This window comes from Streptomyces sp. NPDC012474 (assembly GCF_042955185.1).
Taxonomy (GTDB): Bacteria; Actinomycetota; Actinomycetes; order Streptomycetales; family Streptomycetaceae; genus Streptomyces; species Streptomyces cahuitamycinicus.
In genome coordinates, this window is sequence record NZ_JBIBEP010000005.1 from 318,878 (window position 1) to 337,130 (window position 18,253).

The 18,253-nt window shown below is 73.1% G+C and carries 20 protein-coding genes; 7 read left to right on the forward strand and 13 right to left on the reverse strand.

The features are described from left to right. Positions 1 to 74: 74 nt before the first annotated feature. Positions 75 to 806: a VIT1/CCC1 transporter family protein gene (locus ACFY9S_RS14365; protein WP_391127346.1), complete on the reverse strand. Its 732-nt coding sequence runs from the start codon at positions 804 to 806 to the stop codon at positions 75 to 77. A 227-nt stretch (positions 807 to 1,033) separates the two neighbouring features. Here ACFY9S_RS14365 and ACFY9S_RS14370 point away from each other — a divergent pair, with 227 nt between their 5' ends. From ACFY9S_RS14370 to ACFY9S_RS14395, 6 genes are read left to right on the forward strand one after another with little or no spacing between them, the layout of a single operon-like run. Beyond that, positions 1,034 to 2,041, forward strand: a complete 1,008-nt coding sequence (locus ACFY9S_RS14370; protein ID WP_391127349.1) for an ADP-ribosylglycohydrolase family protein — start codon at positions 1,034 to 1,036, stop codon at positions 2,039 to 2,041. After that, positions 1,966 to 3,276: an ADP-ribosylglycohydrolase family protein gene (locus ACFY9S_RS14375; RefSeq protein WP_391127351.1), complete on the forward strand. Its 1,311-nt coding sequence runs from the start codon at positions 1,966 to 1,968 to the stop codon at positions 3,274 to 3,276. The genes ACFY9S_RS14370 and ACFY9S_RS14375 overlap by 76 nt, the downstream gene beginning before the upstream one ends. Before the next feature lie 7 nt (positions 3,277 to 3,283). Continuing rightward, entirely contained in the window at positions 3,284 to 4,453 is a 1,170-nt protein-coding gene (locus ACFY9S_RS14380; protein ID WP_391127354.1) for an ADP-ribosylglycohydrolase family protein, read from the forward strand. Then, on the forward strand, positions 4,441 to 5,802 hold the full coding sequence (locus ACFY9S_RS14385; protein WP_391127357.1) for an ADP-ribosylglycohydrolase family protein: 1,362 nt from the start codon (positions 4,441 to 4,443) through the stop codon (positions 5,800 to 5,802). The genes ACFY9S_RS14380 and ACFY9S_RS14385 overlap by 13 nt, the downstream gene beginning before the upstream one ends. Further along, entirely contained in the window at positions 5,799 to 6,986 is a 1,188-nt protein-coding gene (locus ACFY9S_RS14390; protein ID WP_391127360.1) for a CoA transferase, read from the forward strand. Before ACFY9S_RS14385 ends, ACFY9S_RS14390 begins: the two co-directional genes overlap by 4 nt. Beyond that, positions 6,983 to 7,810 carry an aldolase/citrate lyase family protein gene (locus ACFY9S_RS14395; RefSeq protein WP_391127363.1) on the forward strand — a complete coding sequence of 276 codons (828 nt, stop codon included), beginning with the start codon at positions 6,983 to 6,985 and terminating at the stop codon, positions 7,808 to 7,810. Before ACFY9S_RS14390 ends, ACFY9S_RS14395 begins: the two co-directional genes overlap by 4 nt. 61 nt (positions 7,811 to 7,871) lie before the next feature. Here the strand turns inward: ACFY9S_RS14395 and lgt are convergent, their stop codons facing one another. The 11 genes from lgt to hisI form a co-directional block, all read right to left on the reverse strand. Then, complete coding sequence (gene lgt, locus ACFY9S_RS14400) at positions 7,872 to 8,828, reverse strand: prolipoprotein diacylglyceryl transferase (protein ID WP_391127366.1); 957 nt, start codon at positions 8,826 to 8,828, stop codon at positions 7,872 to 7,874. An 84-nt stretch (positions 8,829 to 8,912) separates the two neighbouring features. Further along, positions 8,913 to 9,689 carry a thioredoxin domain-containing protein gene (locus ACFY9S_RS14405; protein ID WP_391127369.1) on the reverse strand — a complete coding sequence of 259 codons (777 nt, stop codon included), beginning with the start codon at positions 9,687 to 9,689 and terminating at the stop codon, positions 8,913 to 8,915. An 86-nt stretch (positions 9,690 to 9,775) separates the two neighbouring features. Beyond that, positions 9,776 to 10,594, reverse strand: a complete 819-nt coding sequence (trpA, locus tag ACFY9S_RS14410; RefSeq protein ID WP_102912281.1) for a tryptophan synthase subunit alpha — start codon at positions 10,592 to 10,594, stop codon at positions 9,776 to 9,778. Continuing rightward, complete coding sequence (trpB, locus tag ACFY9S_RS14415) at positions 10,591 to 11,874, reverse strand: tryptophan synthase subunit beta (RefSeq protein WP_102912282.1); 1,284 nt, start codon at positions 11,872 to 11,874, stop codon at positions 10,591 to 10,593. The genes trpA and trpB overlap by 4 nt, the downstream gene beginning before the upstream one ends. A 135-nt stretch (positions 11,875 to 12,009) precedes the next feature. Beyond that, a complete protein-coding gene (trpM, locus tag ACFY9S_RS14420; RefSeq protein WP_179878816.1) occupies positions 12,010 to 12,177 on the reverse strand; it encodes a tryptophan biosynthesis modulator TrpM in 168 nt (55 codons plus the stop codon). Between the two features lie 21 nt (positions 12,178 to 12,198). Further along, positions 12,199 to 13,008 (reverse strand): indole-3-glycerol phosphate synthase TrpC, encoded by an 810-nt coding sequence (gene trpC, locus ACFY9S_RS14425; RefSeq protein ID WP_391127374.1) that lies wholly within the window; start codon positions 13,006 to 13,008, stop codon positions 12,199 to 12,201. A 186-nt stretch (positions 13,009 to 13,194) separates the two neighbouring features. After that, positions 13,195 to 13,629 carry a DUF2752 domain-containing protein gene (locus ACFY9S_RS14430; protein WP_391127377.1) on the reverse strand — a complete coding sequence of 145 codons (435 nt, stop codon included), beginning with the start codon at positions 13,627 to 13,629 and terminating at the stop codon, positions 13,195 to 13,197. 82 nt (positions 13,630 to 13,711) lie between these two features. Beyond that, the gene (locus tag ACFY9S_RS14435; RefSeq protein WP_102912285.1) at positions 13,712 to 13,963 is read right to left on the reverse strand and encodes an HGxxPAAW family protein; all 252 of its coding nucleotides are present in this window, start codon (positions 13,961 to 13,963) and stop codon (positions 13,712 to 13,714) included. A gap of 123 nt (positions 13,964 to 14,086) precedes the next feature. After that, a complete protein-coding gene (locus ACFY9S_RS14440) occupies positions 14,087 to 14,728 on the reverse strand; it encodes a TIGR02234 family membrane protein (RefSeq protein ID WP_102912286.1) in 642 nt (213 codons plus the stop codon). Between the two features lie 41 nt (positions 14,729 to 14,769). Further along, the gene (locus ACFY9S_RS14445) at positions 14,770 to 16,251 is read right to left on the reverse strand and encodes an anthranilate synthase component I (protein ID WP_391127382.1); all 1,482 of its coding nucleotides are present in this window, start codon (positions 16,249 to 16,251) and stop codon (positions 14,770 to 14,772) included. Between the two features lie 11 nt (positions 16,252 to 16,262). Further along, positions 16,263 to 16,706, reverse strand: a complete 444-nt coding sequence (gene hisI / locus ACFY9S_RS14450) for a phosphoribosyl-AMP cyclohydrolase (protein ID WP_391127385.1) — start codon at positions 16,704 to 16,706, stop codon at positions 16,263 to 16,265. An 84-nt stretch (positions 16,707 to 16,790) separates the two neighbouring features. Between hisI and ACFY9S_RS14455 the strand changes: the two genes are divergently transcribed. Next, the gene (locus ACFY9S_RS14455) at positions 16,791 to 17,426 is read left to right on the forward strand and encodes a TIGR03085 family metal-binding protein (RefSeq protein ID WP_391127388.1); all 636 of its coding nucleotides are present in this window, start codon (positions 16,791 to 16,793) and stop codon (positions 17,424 to 17,426) included. Positions 17,427 to 17,484: 58 nt separating this feature from the next. On the opposite strand, the gene hisF is transcribed toward ACFY9S_RS14455, so the two are convergent. Continuing rightward, on the reverse strand, positions 17,485 to 18,240 hold the full coding sequence (hisF, locus tag ACFY9S_RS14460) for an imidazole glycerol phosphate synthase subunit HisF (RefSeq protein WP_391127391.1): 756 nt from the start codon (positions 18,238 to 18,240) through the stop codon (positions 17,485 to 17,487). Between the last annotated feature and the right edge of the window lie 13 nt (positions 18,241 to 18,253).

The following is an 18,253-nucleotide window of genomic DNA, read 5'->3' on the forward strand; positions in this document are numbered from 1 at the left end:
TGCCCGGTGGTCGCACACTCGAAACCAGTCAGTAACGGCTACCTATGCGGCCCCTTGCATAAGACCGAGCCGCGCTATCCTACGGCCGTTCCGAACACGGTGCCCAGGGCGTACGTCACACCCGCCGCCGCGCCTCCCAGGAACAGCTGCCGCAGCCCGCTGTACCACCAGGTGCGCGCCGTCACCCTGGCCACCACCGCACCGCACAGGAAGAGCCCGAGCAGCGCCAGCAGCACCGCAGGCCAGATGCTGCTCGCCCCCAGCAGATAGGGCAGGACGGGAATCAGCGCACCCAGCGCGAAGGAGCCGAAACTCGACACCGCGGCCACGGCCGGTGAGGGCAGATCGCCGGGGTCGATGCCCAGCTCCTCGCGGGCGTGGATCTCCAGCGCCTGCTCGGGGTCCTCCGACAGCTGCCGGGCCACCTCGCGGGCCAGTCGCGGCTCGACGCCTCGCGACTCGTAGAGCGCGGCGAGTTCGGCCTCCTCGTCCTTGGGGTGCTTGCGCAGCTGGCGCCGCTCCACGTCCAGCTCGGCCTCGACGAGCTCACGCTGCGAGGCGACGGAGGTGTACTCGCCGGCGGCCATGGAGAAGGCACCGGCGGTCAGGCCCGCCAGTCCGCTGAGGACGACGGTGTGCTGTCCGGCCGCCCCGCCGGCGACACCGGTCATCAGGGCGAGGTTGGAGACCAGGCCGTCCATCGCACCGAACACCGCGGGGCGCAGCCAGCCGCCGTTCACGTCGCGGTGCGTGTGGTTGTCCCGGTGCGCCTCGTGCAGCGGCGCCTCGGTCTCGATGATGGCCATGGAAGATCCCCACTCCCCGTTCTTCGGCCCACCCTTTGGACCTGTTCCAGAGTTTTACAACGCCAAAACTACGCCCCGGATTCCGTCGCCGCCAGCAAGGAAAGGCTGCGCTAACCTGCGGTTTTACCCTTTCGCGCTCACTTGATCATTATCGCGCGCAGATGTCGACCGGGTGATGCTGGGGCTCGTGAGGCTCGGCGGAGTCACCGGAGTGGGACACATGCCGTATGGCATCGATCGCCTGTATCCCTTCCGTGCCGGCGCCCGGCGACGCCGCCGGACTTCGCGAACGGGCCCGCGGCGCGCTGCTGGGCCTGGCCGTCGGTGACGCCCTCGGGGCACCGGCGGAGAACATGAAGCCCTCCGAGATCCGCGCGCGGTGGGGCCGGATCACCGGGTACGTCGCCGAGAAGCCGGCGGGCACGGACGACACCGAGTACGCGATCTTCTCCGGCCTCCTGCTGGCCCGGCACGGCTCCGCGCTGACCCCGGTCCATGTGGAGGCGGCCTGGCACGAGTGGATCGCCGACCGCGACGAGGGCCCCTTCCGGGGTGCCGGCTTCAGCGAACGCGGCACCCTGGAGAACCTGCGCCGCGGCCTGGCCGCCCCGATCTCCGCCCAGCACCGGCACGCCTGGAGCGACGGTCTCGCCATGCGCGCCGCCCCCTTCGGCGTGTTCGCGGCGGGCCGCCCGGCGGAGGCGGCCCGGCTGGTCGCGATCGACGGTTCGGTGAGCCACGACGGCGAGGGCATCTACGGCGGGCAGGCGGTGGCGGCGGGCGTCGCGGCGGCCATGGCGGGCGCACCGTCGACCGCGGTCGTGGCCGCGGCCCTCGCGGTCGTACCCGACGACTCCTGGACGGCCCGCAGTCTGCGCCGCGCGGTGGCCGTCGCGCACCGCGGGGAACGCGCGGTGCGCTCCGCGGTCGTCATCGGCGGCTACCCCTGGACCGATCTGGCCCCCGAGGCGGTCGCCCTCGCCTTCGGCGCGTACGCGGCGGCCGACGGTGACTTCGAGCAGTCCGTCCTGACCGCGGTGAACATGGGCCGCGACGCGGACACGACGGCGGCGGTGGCGGGGGCCCTGGCGGGTGCGACCCGGGGAGTGTCGGCCATCCCGCGGGCCTGGACGACCCCCATCGGCCCGGTCCTCGGCAGATGCCTCCCGGCGATGGCGGGCTACCACGTCCTGGACGTGGCGGACCTGCTGACGCCGGCGGAGGTCATCTCGTGACGACGTACGAAGCGGAAGCCGCCGGCGGCGAGATCGCCCCACGGGAGACCAGGACCCCTCGGGTGACAGTCACAGACGGTGCGCGGGTGGGAGACAGACGGGCCGAAGGTGAAGCCGAGGCCACGAGAAGGGCCGAAGGCCTCCTGCTCGGCCTGGCCGCAGGCGACGCCGCCGGCTGGCCCTCGGCCCGCCACAGAGCCGCCCGCATGCCCGACTGGACCCGCCGCCTCACCCGCGAACTGGACACCTTCGCCGAACACAACGCGACGACGACCCTCCCCGTGCCCATCGCCCTGAACCAGCCCCCGGAGCCCCTCCGCCTGGGCCCCTCCGACGACGCCGAGTGGGCGGCCTTCGCCGCGGAGGCCCTCCTGCGCGCGGGCGACGACACCATCCTGAACGACCTCAGCCGGGAACGCCGCACCCGCGCCGCCATCGACCTCACCTGGAACGCCCTCGCCGGTGAGGTCGCCGCGGCAGCACAACGCGCCCCCGAGATCGAGTCCGCCGTCCTCCCCCTGCGCGCCCGCATCTCCGTCCGCGCCGGCCTCGGCAACCTCGCCACCGGCCTGCGCCCGCCCGCCACCGGCCACGACAACCCGCACTACTTCGACGACGCCGCCTGCGTACGCGCCTGTGTCCTGGCCGTGGCCCACCCTGGAGACCCCCGGCGCGCCGCCGATCTCGCCGAGTTCGACGCCCGCTACACCCAGGACGGCGACGGTGTGCACGGCGCCCGCGCGATGGCGGCGGCCATCGCCCTCGCCCTGGCCGGCGCCCACGTCGACGCCTGTGTCACCGCCGCGCTCGCCGAACTGCCCCAGGAGACGGAGATCGGCCGCAACGCGCGGCACGCCCTGCGGCTCGCCGCCGACGCGGACAGCGCCTTCGCCCTGGTCCCGCCCCTGGAGCACCAGATCGTCGACCACGTCTACAGCTACGGCATCGCCGCCGCCGAGACGGTCCCGGTCGCCCTCGCCCTGGCCACCGCGGCCCGCGGCCGCATCGCGGAGGCGGTCCCCGCGGCGGCCTGCCTGTCCCGCGTCGCCGACTCCGCCCCGGCCCTGGCGGGCGCCCTCACCGGCACCCTCGGCGGCGGCGCGTCGATCCCGGCCTCCTGGCGGGATACCTGCCGCACCCTCTCCGGCTGCGTCCTGCCCCGCCTCACCGGCACGGACCTCGTGGAACTCGCCGGACTCCTGGAAGCCGTACAACCGGCACGCCCCGGTGGATGATGCGGCCATGAAGCCCACATCGCACCAAAACGCCACACTGGACGAACGGATCACCGGATCGCTGGTCGGAGCCGCCGTCGGCGACGCCCTCGGCGGACCCGTCGAGGGCTACTCCCCCGAGCAGATCCTGGAACGCCACGGCGGTCGCGTCCACGGCATCGTCGGCCCCTGGCACGGCGACGACTGGCGTACGGCCCGCCCCCTCGCCCCGTACCACAAGGGCGACGGCCACGTCACCGACGACACCTTGATGACGCACGCCCTGGTCCGCGTCTACGCCCGGGTCCGCGACCACCTCGACGCCTACGCGATCGCCGGCCACCTCGTCCCCGACCTGATGACCGAGCCGCGCTGGATCCCGGAACTGGAGTCGGAGGCCCTCCCCCTCCAGCGGATCTTCCTGGCGGAGAAGTGGCTGGTGACGAGGATCCACTACGGCCACGCCGACCCGCGCGAGGCCGGCACCGGCAACATCGTCAACTGCGGGGCGGCGATGTACATGGCCCCGGTCGGCCTGGTCAACGCCGCCAACCCGCAGGCGGCCTACGCCGAGGCACTCGACGTCGCCGGCGCGCACCAGTCGTCGTACGGCCGTGAGGCGGCGGGCGTCCTGGCGGCGGCGGTGGCGGCGGCGTGCACGCCGGGCGCGACCCCCGACTCGGTCGTCTCGACGTGCCTCTCCCTCGCGAAGGACGGCACCGGGGCCGCGATCGAGCGGGTCTGCGAGGAGGCGTCCCGCCACACGGACTTCGAGTCGGCACTGCGCCCGTTGCGCGAGGCGGTCGCCCCCTACGACACGGTGGGCCCCGACTATCGCGCCCCTTCGCTCGGCGCCCGCCGCCCCTCCCGCCTGCACGCGATCGAGGAACTGCCGGTCGCGCTGGGCATGGTGCTGGTGGCGCGGGGCGACTACCGGCACGCGGTCCTCGGCGCGGTGAACTACGGCCGCGACTGCGACTCCATCGCCACGATGGCCGGTGCCCTGGCGGGGGCCCTGGGCTCACCGGTCCCGGAGGACTGGGCCAAGACGGTCGCGGAAGCCAGCCGCCTGGACCTGTGGGAACCGGCGACCGCCCTCACCGCCGTGGCCCGCGAGATCTTCTCCCGCGACGTGGCCCGCCGACGCACCCACGAGCAGGCCTTCACGTCCCTCGGAGGCCGGGAATGCTCCGACTGACCTGGGTCCAGCCGGAGGATTTGATCGGCCACGAACTCCGCCAGGCGGCCCAGGACGGCCGGGAGCCGAAGGCCGTCGCGGCCCGCTGGCGGGCGGCGGGCGGCCCGGAGGCTCCGGCCACCGCGGGCGCCTCCCCCACCCCGGCCTCCCGCTACCTGCGCCAACTCGCGGAAGACCTCCTGGACGAACTGGCCGACCTGCCGAGCGCGCTGGCGGACGACGAACCGACGGACCTGGACTCGATCAGAGCCGCCTGCCCCGACTGGCCCGAGCACGCCGGCACCCCGGCCACCACCCCGCAGCACCTCGAAGCCGCCTGGCTCGGCCGCGCCACCGGCTGCCTCCTGGGCAAACCCGTCGAGAAACTCCCCCTCGACGCCATCCGCCGACTGGCCGACTCCACCGGCAACTGGCCCCTCACCACCTATTTCACCGCCCGGGGCGTCCCCGAAGACCTCCTCCACAAGCACCCCTGGAACCGCCGCTCGGCGACAACCTCCCTCGCCGAGAACATCGACGGCATGCCCGAGGACGACGACCTCGACTACCCCCTCCTCAATCTCGTCCTCCTCCAGCGCCACGGCAGGGACTTCACCACCACGGACGTGGCCGGGACCTGGCTGGACGAACTCCCCGCCGGCCGCACCTTCACCGCCGAACGCGTCGCCTACCGCAATCTCCTCACCGGCCTGGAACCCCCGCGCACCGCCCGCCACCGCAATCCGTTCCGCGAGTGGATCGGCGCCCTGATCCGTGCCGACGTCCACGGCTGGACCAACCCCGGCGACCCGGCCGCCGCCGCGGAACAGGCCCACCGCGACGCCGCCCTCACCCACACCGCCAACGGCGTCTACGCGGCGATGTTCGCGGCGGCCGCCATCGCGACCGCCGCGACCGGCGAACACGACGTCCACTCCTGCCTGCGCACCGGCCTCACCGTCGTCCCGCCACGCTCCCGCCTCGCCCGAGCCGTCCACCACGCCGTCGGACTGGCCCGGGAACACGACGACTTCGACACGGTCGTCGACGAACTGCACGCCATCCATGCCCCCACCCACCACTGGGTGCACGCCGTCCCCAACACCGCCCTGATCGCCGCCGCCCTCACCCACGCGAACGGCGACTTCTCCGGCTCGATCTGCCGTGTGGTGAGCGGCGGCTGGGACACCGACTCCAACGGCGCGACCGCCGGCAGCATCGCCGGCCTGCTGGCCCGAGACCCCGCGGCCCTCCCCGACCGGTGGACGGCCCCCCTGAAGAACCGGCTGTCCACCTCCATCGGCGACTTCAACGGCATCGGCTTCGACACCCTCGCCCACCTCACCCACCGGGAGACCCTCCGCCCATGACCGCGCCCCTCACCGGCCTCCGCGTCCTCGACCTCGCCACCCTCTTCGCCGGCCCCATGGCCGCCACGCTGCTCGGCGACTTCGGCGCCGAGGTCGTCAAGATCGAGCACCCGACGAAGCCCGACCCCTCCCGCGGCCACGGCCCCTCGAAGGACGGCGTGGGCCTGTGGTGGAAGATGCTCGGCCGCAACAAGCGCACCATGACCCTCGACCTGTCGAAGCCCGGGGGCCGCGCCACCCTGCTGCGCCTGGCCGCCGGCACCGACGTGATCATCGAGAACTTCCGCCCCGGCACCCTGGAGAAGTGGGACCTGGGCTGGCCTGAGCTGTCGGCCGTCAACCCCCGCCTGGTCCTGGCCCGGGTCACCGGCTTCGGCCAGTTCGGCCCCTACGCCCACCGCCCCGGCTTCGGCACCCTCGCCGAGGCGATGAGCGGCTTCGCCGCGATCACCGGCGAACCGGACGCGCCCCCGACCCTCCCGCCGTTCGGCCTGGCCGACTCCATCGCGGGAATGACGACGGCGTACGCGGTGATGACGGCGCTCGCCGCACGCGAGCGCACCGGCGAGGGCCAGGTCGTCGACATGGCCCTGATCGAACCGATCCTGGCCGCCCTCGGCCCCCAGCCGCTCTGGTTCGACCAGCTCGGGCACGTCCAGCCCCGCACCGGCAACCGCTCCCCCAACAACGCCCCGCGCGGCGTCTACCGCACCGCGGACGGCACCTGGGTCGCGGTCTCCACCTCGGCCCAGTCGGTCGCGGAACGCGTGATGCGCCTGGTCGGACGCCCGGAACTGATCGACGAGCCCTGGTTCGCCTCGGGTGCCGACCGCGCCCGGCACGCCGACGTCCTGGACGAGGCGGTCGGCGGCTGGATCGCCGCGCGCACCCGCACCGACGTCCTGGCCGCCTTCGAGAAGGCCGAGGCGGCGGTCGCCCCGGTCCAGGACGTCCGGGACGTGATGGCGGACCCGCAGTACCAGGCCCTGGACACCATCACCACCGTCGACGATCCCGAACTCGGCCCGCTGCGCATGCAGAACGTCCTCTTCCGGCTCTCCGCCACGCCCGGCGCGATCCGCTGGGCCGGCCGCCCGCACGGCGCCGACACCGACGAGGTCCTGACCGAACTGGGTCTCACCCCGGACGACGTCACGGCGCTGCGCGCGGAGGGCGCTCTGTGACGGCGTTCCCGACGGCGTTCCCGCTCACCTGGCTCTACGCCCCGGGCGACCGCCCCCACGTGGTGGCGAAGGCCCTCACCTCCGGCGCCGACGTCGTCGTGATCGACCTGGAGGACGCGGTCGCCCCCGACCGCAAGGCCTACGCGCGCGCGGCCACCGCCGACCTGCTCGCCGGCTCGCCGGCCGTTCCGGTCCACGTACGCGTCAACGCCCTGGACGGCCCCTGGGGCGGGCAGGACATCGCGGCCCTGGCGCCGGCCCCCGGGCTCGGCGGCCTCCGCGTCCCGAAGATCACTTCACCTTCCGAGGTCGCCCGTGTCGCACGCCGGGCCGCCTCGACCGACCTGTACGTCCTCCTGGAGACGGCCCTCGCCGTGGAGCGGGCGTACGCCATCGCATCCGCCCATCCGAACCTGCGCGGTATCGCCCTCGGCGAGGCCGACCTGCGGGCCGACCTCGGCGTACGCGACGACACGGGCCTCGACTGGCCCCGCTCCCGGGTGGTGGTGGCCGCCCGGGCCGCCGGTCTGCCCCCGCCACCCCAGTCGGTCCACCCGGACACCCGCGACCTGGACGAGCTGGCCGCCTCCTGCGCCCACGGGCGTGCCCTGGGCTTTCTCGGCCGCGGCGCGATCCACCCCCGTCAGCTCCCGGTGATCGAACGCGCCTACCTGCCCACCGAGGCCGACATCGAGCGGGCCGAGACGGTCCTCAAGGCGGCGGCCGCGGAGCAGGGCGCCCAGGCCCTCCCGGACGGCCGCTTCATCGACGCGGCGGTGGTGACAGCCGCCCGGCGCACCCTGTCCCTGGCGCGCCGCCGCTGACATGCCGAGAGCGCCCGGGACGATCCCCGGGCGCTCTCGGCATGTCACATGGGCCAGGCCGTCAGGTCTTCTTCCCGGACCCGGCCTCGTTCCTGGCCGCGTCGGACTCGGAGTCGGACTCGGCCGCGGCCTCGTCGTCCTTGCCGGCGTCCCCGGACTTCTCGGACTTCTCATCGCCGTCGGCGTCGTCACCGGTGGCCTCGGCGGCCGGTTCCACGACGTCCTCCCGACCGGGCCGCTTCTTCGACGACACCACCAGGTACGTCACCGCGAGCAGGAACACGAAGATCGCGGTCCACACGTTCAGGCGGAGGCCCAGGATGTGGTGGGCGTCGTCGACCCGCATGTACTCGATCCACGCCCGGCCCGTGCAGTACGCGGCGACGTACAGCGCGAAGGCCCGGCCGTGCCCGAGCCGGAAACGGCGGTCCGCCCAGATGACCAGGAACGCCACGCCGATGCACCACAGCGACTCGTACAGGAACGTCGGGTGGTAGGTGCCCGGCACCCGCCCGTCCGACGAGGAGGTGATCTCCAGGGCCCAGGGCACATCGGTGGGCTTGCCGTACAGCTCCTGGTTGAACCAGTTGCCCCAGCGGCCGATCGCCTGGGCGAAGGCGATGCCCGGTGCGATGGCGTCGGCGTACGCGGGCAGCGGGATGCCACGGCGGCGGCAGCCGATCCACGCGCCCACCGAGCCGAGCGCGATGGCGCCCCAGATGCCGAGGCCGCCCTCCCAGATCTTGAAGGCGTCCACCCAGTCGCGGCCCTCGCTGAAGTACAGCTCGTAGTCCGTGATGACGTGGTAGAGGCGGCCGCCGACGAGACCGAAGGGCACGGCCCAGACAGCGATGTCGGCCACCGTGCCGGCCCGCCCGCCCCGGGCGATCCAGCGTTTGTTGCCGAGCCAGACCGCGACGAAGACGCCGATGATGATGCAGAACGCGTAGCCGCGCAGCGGAATGGGGCCGAGGTACAGCACACCGCGCGACGGGCTGGGAATGAAGGCAAGTTCCATGGCAAGGTCGACGCTACCGTGCCGCACGTGGCCGAGGGCGGGCGGCCCGGCTACGGGTCCATAACGGGGGCGTGGGAGCGCCCCTCACCCCTGGTTCGCCTCCTGCACCATCTGCTTCAGCTTGGCCGGGGTCATCGTCCGGTCCTGGTAGATGTTCTCGCCGTCGAACAGCACGGTGGGCGTGCCCGAGAAGTCGCCCTTGTCGAAGGCCTGGTGGGATTTGGCGACCCAGGCGTTGTGCTTGCCGTCCTCGACGCACGCGCGGAAGCCCGGGGTGTCCAGGCCGTCGACCTTGCCGGCCAGCTCGATCAGCTTGCCGTTGTCCGCGTAGGCGTCGTCGACCTCCGGGGGCTGGTTGTCGAAGAGCACGTCGTGGTACGCGGGGAACTTGTCGGCGTCCTGGGCGCAGGCCGCGGCGTTGGCGGCGTTGCGGGAGCCGGTGCCGCGCATGTTGCCGTCGATGAGGGTGACCAGGTGGTACTCGACCTTGAGCTGCCCGGCGTCCGTCAGCTCGTGGATCACCGGCCGGTACGCCGTCTCGAAGGACTTGCACGCGGGGCAGCGGAAGTCCTCCCACACCGTGAGCGTGGACTTGGCGCTGTCCTTGCCGACCGGGATCGCCAGGCCGTCCTTGCCCTGCGCTCCCGAGGGGGCCACGACCGGGCCCGAGGCCTCGCTGTCGTCGTCCTTGCCGGCGTTGGCCGCGACGACGCCGATCACCGCCGCGAGTGCCAGGACGGCGACGACGGCGCCGCCCATGATCAGCGCGCGCCGGCGCTTGTCCGCGGACTTCTGCTTCTCGCGCTCGACCGCCAGCTTCTCCCGGGCGGTGCGCTTTCCCTCACGGTTCTTCTCGCTCACACCCCGGAAACGAACCGGGGAGGCGCACCGCGCCTCCCCGGCCCCAGGTCCACCCGTACGAGGGACCCGTATGACGTCCCGGCTTCCTACGCCTGTCCGCGCACGCCCTTGGCCAGGTCGCCGGCGAGGACGCGCACGGCCTCCACACCGGCCGCGTCGTCCGGGGCGTCCAGCATCGCCTTGACGAAGGCGGAGCCGACGATCACGCCGTCGGCGAAGCCCGCCACCTCGGCGGCCTGGGCGGGGTTGGAGACGCCGAGCCCGACGCAGACCGGCAGGTCGGTGCCGGCGGCCCGGGTGCGTTCCACCAGGTCCTGGGCCTGGTTGCTGACGCTGGCGCGGGTGCCGGTGACGCCCATGAGGGACGCGGCGTAGACGAAGCCGCTGCCCGCCGCGGTGATCTGCGCGAGCCGCTCGTGCTTGCTGCTGGGCGCGACGACGAACACGGTGGCGAGACCGTGCTTGTGCGCGTGCTCCCTCCACAATGCCGACTCCTGCACGGGCAGGTCGGGCAGGATGCACCCGGCACCGCCCGCCTCGGCGAGCTCGGCGGTGAACCGCTCGACGCCGTAGCGGTCGATCGGGTTCCAGTACGTCATGACGAGGATGGGCTTGCCCGTGGCGGCGTGGGCCTCGCGGACCGTGCGCATCACGTCGGCGATCTTCACGCCGCCGCGCAGGGCGATGTCGTCGGCGGTCTGGATGACGGGGCCGTCGAGGACGGGGTCGCTGTGCGGCAGGCCCACCTCGACGACGTCGGCGCCGCCGTCGATGACGGCCTTGATCGCCTCGATGCCGCCGTCCACGGTCGGGAACCCGGCCGGGAGGTAGGCGATGAGGGCGGACCGGCCCTCGGACTTCGCGGCGGCGAGGGTGTCGCTCAACAGCCGGATGTTCCCGCTCACTTGGCGTCCCCCTCGATCTCTGCGGTGCCGGAGGCGTCCTCGGCGACCTGGGCGTCGGTGTCGTACAGGCCGAAGTAGCGGGCGGCGGTGTCCATGTCCTTGTCGCCGCGGCCGGAGAGGTTGACCACGATCAGCCCGTCCTTGCCCAGCTCCTTGCCGACCTCCAGGGCGCCGGCCAGCGCGTGGGCGCTCTCGATGGCCGGGATGATGCCCTCGGTGCGCGACAGCAGGCGCAGGGCCTGCATCGCCGCGTCGTCGGTGACCGCGCGGTACTCGCCGCGGCCGGAGTCCTTCAGGTACGAGTGCTCCGGGCCGATGCCCGGGTAGTCGAGACCGGCCGAGATCGAGTAGGGCTCGGTGATCTGCCCCTCCTCGTCCTGGAGGACGTAGGAGCGTGAGCCGTGCAGGATGCCGGGCTCGCCGGCGGTGAGGGTCGCGGCGTGCTCACCGGTCTCGACGCCGTGCCCGGCCGGCTCGCAGCCGATGAGGCGGACGCCGGTGTCGGGGATGAAGGCGTGGAAGAGGCCGATGGCGTTGGAGCCGCCGCCGACGCAGGCCACGGCCGCGTCGGGGAGGCGTCCGGCGCGCTCCAGGAGCTGGCGGCGGGTCTCGACGCCGATGACCCGGTGGAAGTCGCGGACCATCGCCGGGAAGGGGTGCGGTCCGGCGACGGTGCCGAAGAGGTAGTGGGTGTGGTCGACGTTGGCGACCCAGTCGCGGAAGGCCTCGTTGATGGCGTCCTTCAGCGTGCGGCTGCCGGACTTCACGGCGATGACCTCGGCGCCGAGCATGCGCATCCGGGCCACGTTGAGGGCTTGGCGCCGGGTGTCGATCTCGCCCATGTAGATCGTGCACTCGAGGCCGAAGAGGGCACAGGCGGTGGCCGTGGCGACGCCGTGCTGTCCGGCGCCGGTCTCGGCGATGACCCGGGCCTTGCCCATGCGCTTGGTGAGCAGGGCCTGGCCGAGGACGTTGTTGATCTTGTGGGAGCCGGTGTGGTTGAGGTCTTCCCGCTTCAGGAAGATCCGTGCGCCACCCGCTTCCGCGGCGAAGCGGGGGACTTCGGTGAGGGCCGACGGGCGGCCGGTGTAGTTGACCAGGAGGTCGTCGAGTTCCTTGGCGAACTCCGGGTCGTGCTTGGCCTTGTCGTACTCGACGGCCACCTCGTCGACTGCGGCGACGAGGGCCTCCGGGATGAACTTGCCGCCGAATGTCCCGAAGTAGCCTTCGGGGTTGGGGGTTCGACCCTCGGGGTCGGGGATGAAGAACTGGCTGGGCATGCGAAACCCTTCACGGTGAGTGTGTGTGGATGCACTGATCGCCGTGGGGGCAGGGTTCGGCTGTCGGCTGCGGGCCGTATTCGGCTGGTCGCGCCCGCGCGGCGGTAGCCGCACGTCGACAAGAGCCCCGCGCCCCTAGAGGGCGCGCTGCCATCGCATGCCGTTGACCTGGCCCGGCTCGTCACCGATGACGTACCGGACGCGGCGGCCGTGCACGCGGCGCGCGGGCGCACGGCAGCCGCGGGGGCGGCAGCCGCGCGCGAGGCGGGCGTACCGGTCCACGGTCGTCAGGGTGGGAGTCATCGGGGCAAGCCTAGCCGGTGATCAGCCCCGGCCGTGCCGGAGCGCGGGGTGCTCGCCGGCCGCCACCAGGTCCGAGACCGCCGTCCTGGGGTCCTTGCCGGTGACGAGGGACTCGCCGACCAGGACCGCGTCGGCTCCGGCGTTGGCGTAGGCGATCAGGTCGTGCGGGCCGCGGACGCCGGACTCGGCGATCTTGATGATGTGGCCGGGGATCTCCGGTGCCACGCGCTCGAAGGTCCCGCGGTCGACCTCCAGCGTCCTGAGATTGCGCGCGTTGACGCCGATCACGCGGGCGCCGGCGTCGACCGCGCGCTCGACCTCGTCCTCGTCGTGCACCTCGACGAGCGGCGTGAGCCCGATGGACTCGGCGCGCTCGATGAGGGACTCCAGGGCGGGCTGGTCGAGGGCGGCGACGATCAGCAGCACGACGTCGGCGCCGTAGGCGCGGGCCTCCCACAGCTGGTACGACGTGACGATGAAGTCCTTGCGCAGGACCGGGATGTCCACGCGGGCGCGGACCGCCTCCAGGTCGGCGAGCGAGCCGCCGAAACGGCGCTCCTCGGTGAGGACGGAGATGACGGCCGCGCCGCCCGCCTCGTAGTCCGCGGCGAGTCCGGCCGGGTCGGCGATCGCGGCCAGCGCGCCCTTGGACGGGCTGGAGCGCTTGACCTCGCAGATGACCTTGACGCCGTCGCCGCGCAGTGCGGCCGCGCCGTCCTTGGCCGCGGGCGCCTTCGCCGCGCGCTCCTTGAGCTCGTCGAGGCTGACGCGCGCCTGCCGCTCCGCGAGGTCGGCACGGACTCCGTCGATGATCTCGTCGAGCACACTCACGCGAGCGGCCCCCTTCCAGACTCTTGACCGTTCCAGCGACCGATCGGAAACCGATGGTCACTGCGATGGTATCCGCAGCGGGGCGTAGGCCTCACATCCGGTTGACGCCGGTCCCACCGCCACCCTCGAACCAGCTTCGCACGGCTCGGGCGGGAGGCGCCCCAATACCGGGCTCCGGCCCGCTGATCAAGGATGGAGCCAGCCACCGAAGGGCAGGTTCCGGACAACCGTGAAGACCAGCAGCAACGCTCCGAGGCCCCACACCAGCCCCGGGCGGGGGTCGATCCGCAGGGGCCGCCCGCGGACCGCCCGCACCACCCATACGGTCCACAGCACGGCGAAGGCCAGATAGCCGAGGGTCGCGAGCGCGTTGGCGTGCAGCGCCGCCGGGACGTCCCCGTGGACGAAGGCGTGGGCGCTGCGCAGGCCGCCGCAGCCGGGGCAGTAGAGGCCGGTGTAGCGCAGCAGCGGGCAGGCGGGGTAGTGGCCGGGTTCGTTGGGGTCCACGGTGCCCACGTAGGCGAAGGCGGCGGCGACGACCGCCAGCACCCCGGCGGGGACGGCCAGACGGCTCGGGACGCTCGGCGTCACCCTTCGGCTCTCGGCGTTCACGGTATGCATTGTGCCCCGCACACACGTGAAGGGCGGTTCCGGCACCACTGTGCCGGCCGCCCCTCACGTGAGGACGTGCTGTGTCGCGGGGTCAGCTCCCGGCGCCGGCCGGCTCGCGGTCGCCGGTCATCCGGTGCGGCTGGTGCGCTTCCTTGGGCTGGCCGAGGCCCATCATCCGCATGATGGCGCCGACGACACCGCCGAGGAGCACGACGACCATGCCCGCCCAGAAGCCCAGGGGCTGGTCCAGCACCATGAACGCGCCCGAGACGCAGAAACCGATGAAGGCGATCGTGACACCGGTCCAGGCGGCCGGGGTGTGACCGTGGCTGCTGCCCGCCATTGCTTGCTCCTCGTTGCTGTGTGCGTGTCTGAGCAGGACGCTCGGGCCCATTGTCCCGCACGCGCGCCCGCGGGGTGAGCGGGGGTGCTCCCCGGCCCCTCGTGTCGGCTCAGGGGGTCCGGCTCAGGCCCCGGTCGGGTCCTCGCCGCGGTCGAGTGCCTTCCACAGGTCCTCGGGCCGGTCGGGGTCGACGGCGGGGGCCTTGCGGCGCGGCTGGGGCGTGCCGCCCCGCTCGTAGCGGCCGGACATGGCGGGCCACAGCCGGCCGTAGCGCAGGGCGAGCAGCCCGGCCAGGAGGATCAGGGCACCGCCGACGACCGCGACGTACGGCCAGGCGGTGTGGCTGAGGGTGTCGACGGAGGCCGAGGTGTCGCCGGAGGCCTGGGCGGCCTGCTCGTCGAGCGCGGAGCTGTCGGAGGCGCCGAGCAGGGCCGCGGTGATGATGCCGGCGCCGGAGAGCGCGAGCAGCCCGGCGACGGCGAAACGGCCGGCGCGGCGGACGGCGAAGACGGCGACGAGCGCGGCGAGGCCCACTATGGCGAGTGCCGCGGGCACGCCCGTGACATCGCTGCCCTTGGCGGTCAGGGGGAAGGCGCCACCGGCCACCGTCGCGGTGCCCTCCGACCATTGCTGCCGGGTGGCGAGCAGCGCCACGGCCGCACCGAGCGCGCCGCTCAGCAGGGCGACGGCGAGGCTCAGGCGGCCGGCCCGGGCGGATCCGGGGGCTTCGGAACGGGGGTGAGGTACAGCAGTCACGTACCCCACTATCGCCTGAACCCCGGGCGAACCGTCACCCGGGGCCCATCTCAGGCCTTTCCCAGCCGGTTCGCCGTGTGGACCGCCCGCAGCACCGCCGCCGCCTTGTTGCGGCACTCGGTGTCCTCGGCGACCGGGTCGGAGTCGGCGACGACGCCCGCGCCGGCCTGGACGTAGGCGGTGCCGTCCCGCAGGAGGGCCGTGCGGATGGCGATGGCGGTGTCGGAGTCGCCCGCGAAGTCGAGGTAGCCGACGCAGCCGCCGTACAGCCCGCGCCGGGACGGTTCCAGTTCGTCGATGATCTGCATGGCGCGGGGCTTGGGGGCGCCGGAGAGGGTGCCGGCCGGGAAGCAGGCGGTGAGGACGTCGAAGGCGGTGCGGCCCGGGGCGACGCGACCGGTCACGGTGGAGACGATGTGCATGACGTGCGAGTACCGCTCGACGGACATGAAGTCGACGACCTCGACCGAGCCGGGCTCGCAGACCCGCCCCAGGTCGTTGCGGCCCAGGTCGACGAGCATGAGGTGCTCGGCGCGCTCCTTGGGGTCGGCGAGCAGTTCGTCGGCGAGGGCCTGGTCCTCCTGCGGGGTGGCGCCGCGCCGGCGGGTGCCGGCGATGGGATGGACCATGGCCCGGCCGTCCTCGACCTTGACCAGGGCTTCGGGTGACGAGCCGACGACGTCGAACCCGTCGAAGCGGAACAGGTACATGTACGGGGACGGGTTGGTGGCCCGCAGGACCCGGTAGACGTCCAGCGCGCTCGCCGTGCACGGCGTCTCGAAGCGCTGGGACGGGACCACCTGGAAGGCCTCGCCGGCCCGGATGCGCTCCTTGATGTCCTCGACGGCCACCTGGAAGTCGGGGCCGCCCCACAGCGCCGTGTACTCGGGGAGCTCGGAGGGCGGGAGGACGGCCGGGGGCTGGGCCACCGGGCGGGACAGGTCGGCCTCCATGGCGTCGAGGCGGGCCACGGCGTCGGCGTGGGCCTCGTCGACGCCGGTGTCCAGGTCGTTGTGGTTGATCGCGTTGGCGATCAGCAGGACCGAGCCCTCCCAGTGGTCCATGACGGCCAGGTCGCTGGTGAGGAGCATGGTCAGCTCGGGCAGTTTCAGGTCGTCGCGCTCGCCGGGGCCGATCTTCTCCAGGCGGCGGACGATGTCGTAGCCGAGGTAGCCGACCATGCCGCCGGTGAAGGGCGGCATGCCCTCCTGGTGCGGTGTGTGCAGGGCCTCGATGGTGGCGCGCAGGGCGGCGAGGGGGTCGCCGTCCGTGGGGACGCCGACGGGTGGGGCGCCGCGCCAGTGGGCCTGCCCGTCGCGTGCGGTCAGCGTGGCGGCGGACCGCACGCCCACGAAGGAGTACCGGGACCAGGAGCGGCCGTTCTCCGCGGACTCCAGCAGGAAGGTGCCGGGGCGCTCGGCGGCGAGCTTGCGGTAGAGCGCGACCGGGGTGTCGCCGTCGGCGAGGAGCTTGCGGGTGACGGGGATGACCCGCCGGTCGGTGGCGAGCTTGCGGAAGGTCTCGAGGTCCATGGCGGCTGACCTTACTGATCCGTGGCGGAGCCGTCGGGACCGCCGTCCTTGAGGAGTACGTCCTCGTCGAAGCAGGTGCGCGCGCCGGTGTGGCAGGCGGCTCCGACCTGGTCGACCTTGACGAGCACGGTGTCGGCGTCGCAGTCCAGGGCGACGGACTTCACCCACTGGACGTGGCCGGAGGTGTCGCCCTTGACCCAGTACTCGCGGCGGCTGCGCGACCAGTAGGTGCAGCGGCCGGTGGTCAGGGTGCGATGCAGCGCCTCGTCGTCCATCCAGCCGAGCATGAGCACCTCGCCGGTGTCGTACTGCTGGGCGATGGCGGGCAGGAAGCCGTCGGGGCTGCGCTTGAGGCGCGCGGCGATCTCCGGGTCGAGGCGACCGGATGGAGCACTGTGGCGCGAAGCGCCTCCGTGGGGGGCGGCGGCCGGGCGACGGGCGGGCGTGCTGGTCATGACGACCATTGTGCCGCGCGCCACTGACGGGCCCGGTGGAGTGTCCACTGGGCGGACCGGGGGGCCGGCCGTAGGCTGGGCCGCATGTCGACCCATGCCAAGCGTGAACGACTCCTCCTCGCCGATTTGTTGGAGACCGCGGGCCCTGACGCGCCCACCCTGTGCGAGGGCTGGACCACCCGGGACCTCGCCGCGCACGTGGTGGTGCGCGAACGCCGTCCGGACGCCGCCGGCGGGATGCTGATCAAGCAGCTCGCGGCGCGCCTGGACAAGGTGATGGCGGAGTACACCGACAAGCCGTACGAGGAGCTGATCCAGCTGATCCGTACGGGACCTCCGCGTTTCTCCCCCTTCTCCCTGAAGCCGGTCGACGAGGCGTCGAACATCATCGAGTTCTACGTCCACACCGAGGACGTGCGCCGCGCCCAGCCCGACTGGTCGCCGCGCGATCTCGACCCGGTCTTCCAGGACGCCCTGTGGTCCCGTCTGGAGCGCACCGCCCGGCTGATGGGCCGCGGCGTCCCGACGGGCCTGGTCCTGCGCCGCCCCGACGGCCAGACGGCGGTCGCGCACCGCGGCACCCCGGTGGTCACCGTGACCGGCGAGCCGTCCGAACTGGTCCTGTTCTCCTACGGTCGGCAGAGCGCGGCCAAGGTCGGCCTGGACGGCGACGAGAACGCGATCGCGAAGCTCCACGAGTCGAAGCAGCTGGGCATCTGAGGGCGTGGGAAAGCCCCGGCCGCAGGGCGCGGCCGGGGCTTTCCGGCGGACGGGGGTGTCACCGCACCGGGTGACCCGCCCCCCGCAGCGTCTCCTTGACCTGGCCGATGCGCAGGTCGCCGAAGTGGAACACCGACGCGGCCAGCACCGCGTCCGCGCCGGCCTCGACGGCCGGGGGGAAGTCGGTGAGCCGGCCGGCGCCGCCCGAGGCGATGACCGGGACCGTGACGTGCCCCCGGACCGCCCGGATCATCTCCAGGTCGTAGCCGTCCTTGGTGCCGTCCGCGTCCATCGAGTTGAGCAGGATCTCGCCCGCGCCGAGTTCCGCGGCCCGGTGCGCCCATTCGACGGCGTCGATGCCTGTGCCCTTGCGGCCTCCGTGGGTGGTCACCTCGAAGGAGCCCGACCCGGTGCGGCGGGCGTCCACCGACAGGACGAGGACCTGGCGGCCGAAGCGCTCGGCGATCTCGCGGATCAGGTCGGGGCGGGCGATGGCGGCGGTGTTGACGCCGACCTTGTCCGCGCCCGCCCGCAGCAGCTTGTCCACGTCCTCGGGGGTGCGGACGCCGCCGCCGACGGTGAGCGGGATGAACACCTGCTCGGCCGTGCGGCGCACGACGTCGTACGTGGTCTCGCGGTTGCCCGACGAGGCCGTGATGTCCAGGAACGTCAGCTCGTCGGCGCCCTCGGCGTCGTACACCTTGGCCATCTCGACGGGGTCGCCCGCGTCGCGCAGGTTCTGGAAGTTGACGCCCTTGACGACCCGGCCGTTGTCCACGTCCAGGCAGGGGATGACTCGGACCGCCAGGGTCATGAATCGTGCTCCT

Excerpts from the sequence above, each read along its gene's own strand:
- ACFY9S_RS14365 (WP_391127346.1), bottom strand. The coding sequence starts at position 806 with ATGGCCATCATCGAGACCGAGGCGCCGCTGCACGAGGCGCACCGGGAC.
- ACFY9S_RS14370 (WP_391127349.1), top strand. The coding sequence starts at position 1,034 with ATGGCATCGATCGCCTGTATCCCTTCCGTGCCGGCGCCCGGCGACGCC.
- ACFY9S_RS14375 (WP_391127351.1), top strand. The coding sequence starts at position 1,966 with ATGCCTCCCGGCGATGGCGGGCTACCACGTCCTGGACGTGGCGGACCT.
- ACFY9S_RS14380 (WP_391127354.1), top strand. The coding sequence starts at position 3,284 with ATGAAGCCCACATCGCACCAAAACGCCACACTGGACGAACGGATCACC.
- ACFY9S_RS14385 (WP_391127357.1), top strand. The coding sequence starts at position 4,441 with ATGCTCCGACTGACCTGGGTCCAGCCGGAGGATTTGATCGGCCACGAA.
- ACFY9S_RS14390 (WP_391127360.1), top strand. The coding sequence starts at position 5,799 with ATGACCGCGCCCCTCACCGGCCTCCGCGTCCTCGACCTCGCCACCCTC.
- lgt (WP_391127366.1), bottom strand. The coding sequence starts at position 8,828 with ATGGAACTTGCCTTCATTCCCAGCCCGTCGCGCGGTGTGCTGTACCTC.
- trpB (WP_102912282.1), bottom strand. The coding sequence starts at position 11,874 with ATGCCCAGCCAGTTCTTCATCCCCGACCCCGAGGGTCGAACCCCCAAC.
- trpM (WP_179878816.1), bottom strand. The coding sequence starts at position 12,177 with ATGACTCCCACCCTGACGACCGTGGACCGGTACGCCCGCCTCGCGCGC.
- ACFY9S_RS14430 (WP_391127377.1), bottom strand. The coding sequence starts at position 13,629 with ATGCATACCGTGAACGCCGAGAGCCGAAGGGTGACGCCGAGCGTCCCG.
- ACFY9S_RS14435 (WP_102912285.1), bottom strand. The coding sequence starts at position 13,963 with ATGGCGGGCAGCAGCCACGGTCACACCCCGGCCGCCTGGACCGGTGTC.
- ACFY9S_RS14445 (WP_391127382.1), bottom strand. The coding sequence starts at position 16,251 with ATGGACCTCGAGACCTTCCGCAAGCTCGCCACCGACCGGCGGGTCATC.
- hisI (WP_391127385.1), bottom strand. The coding sequence starts at position 16,706 with ATGACCAGCACGCCCGCCCGTCGCCCGGCCGCCGCCCCCCACGGAGGC.
- ACFY9S_RS14455 (WP_391127388.1), top strand. The coding sequence starts at position 16,791 with ATGTCGACCCATGCCAAGCGTGAACGACTCCTCCTCGCCGATTTGTTG.
- hisF (WP_391127391.1), bottom strand. The coding sequence starts at position 18,240 with ATGACCCTGGCGGTCCGAGTCATCCCCTGCCTGGACGTGGACAACGGC.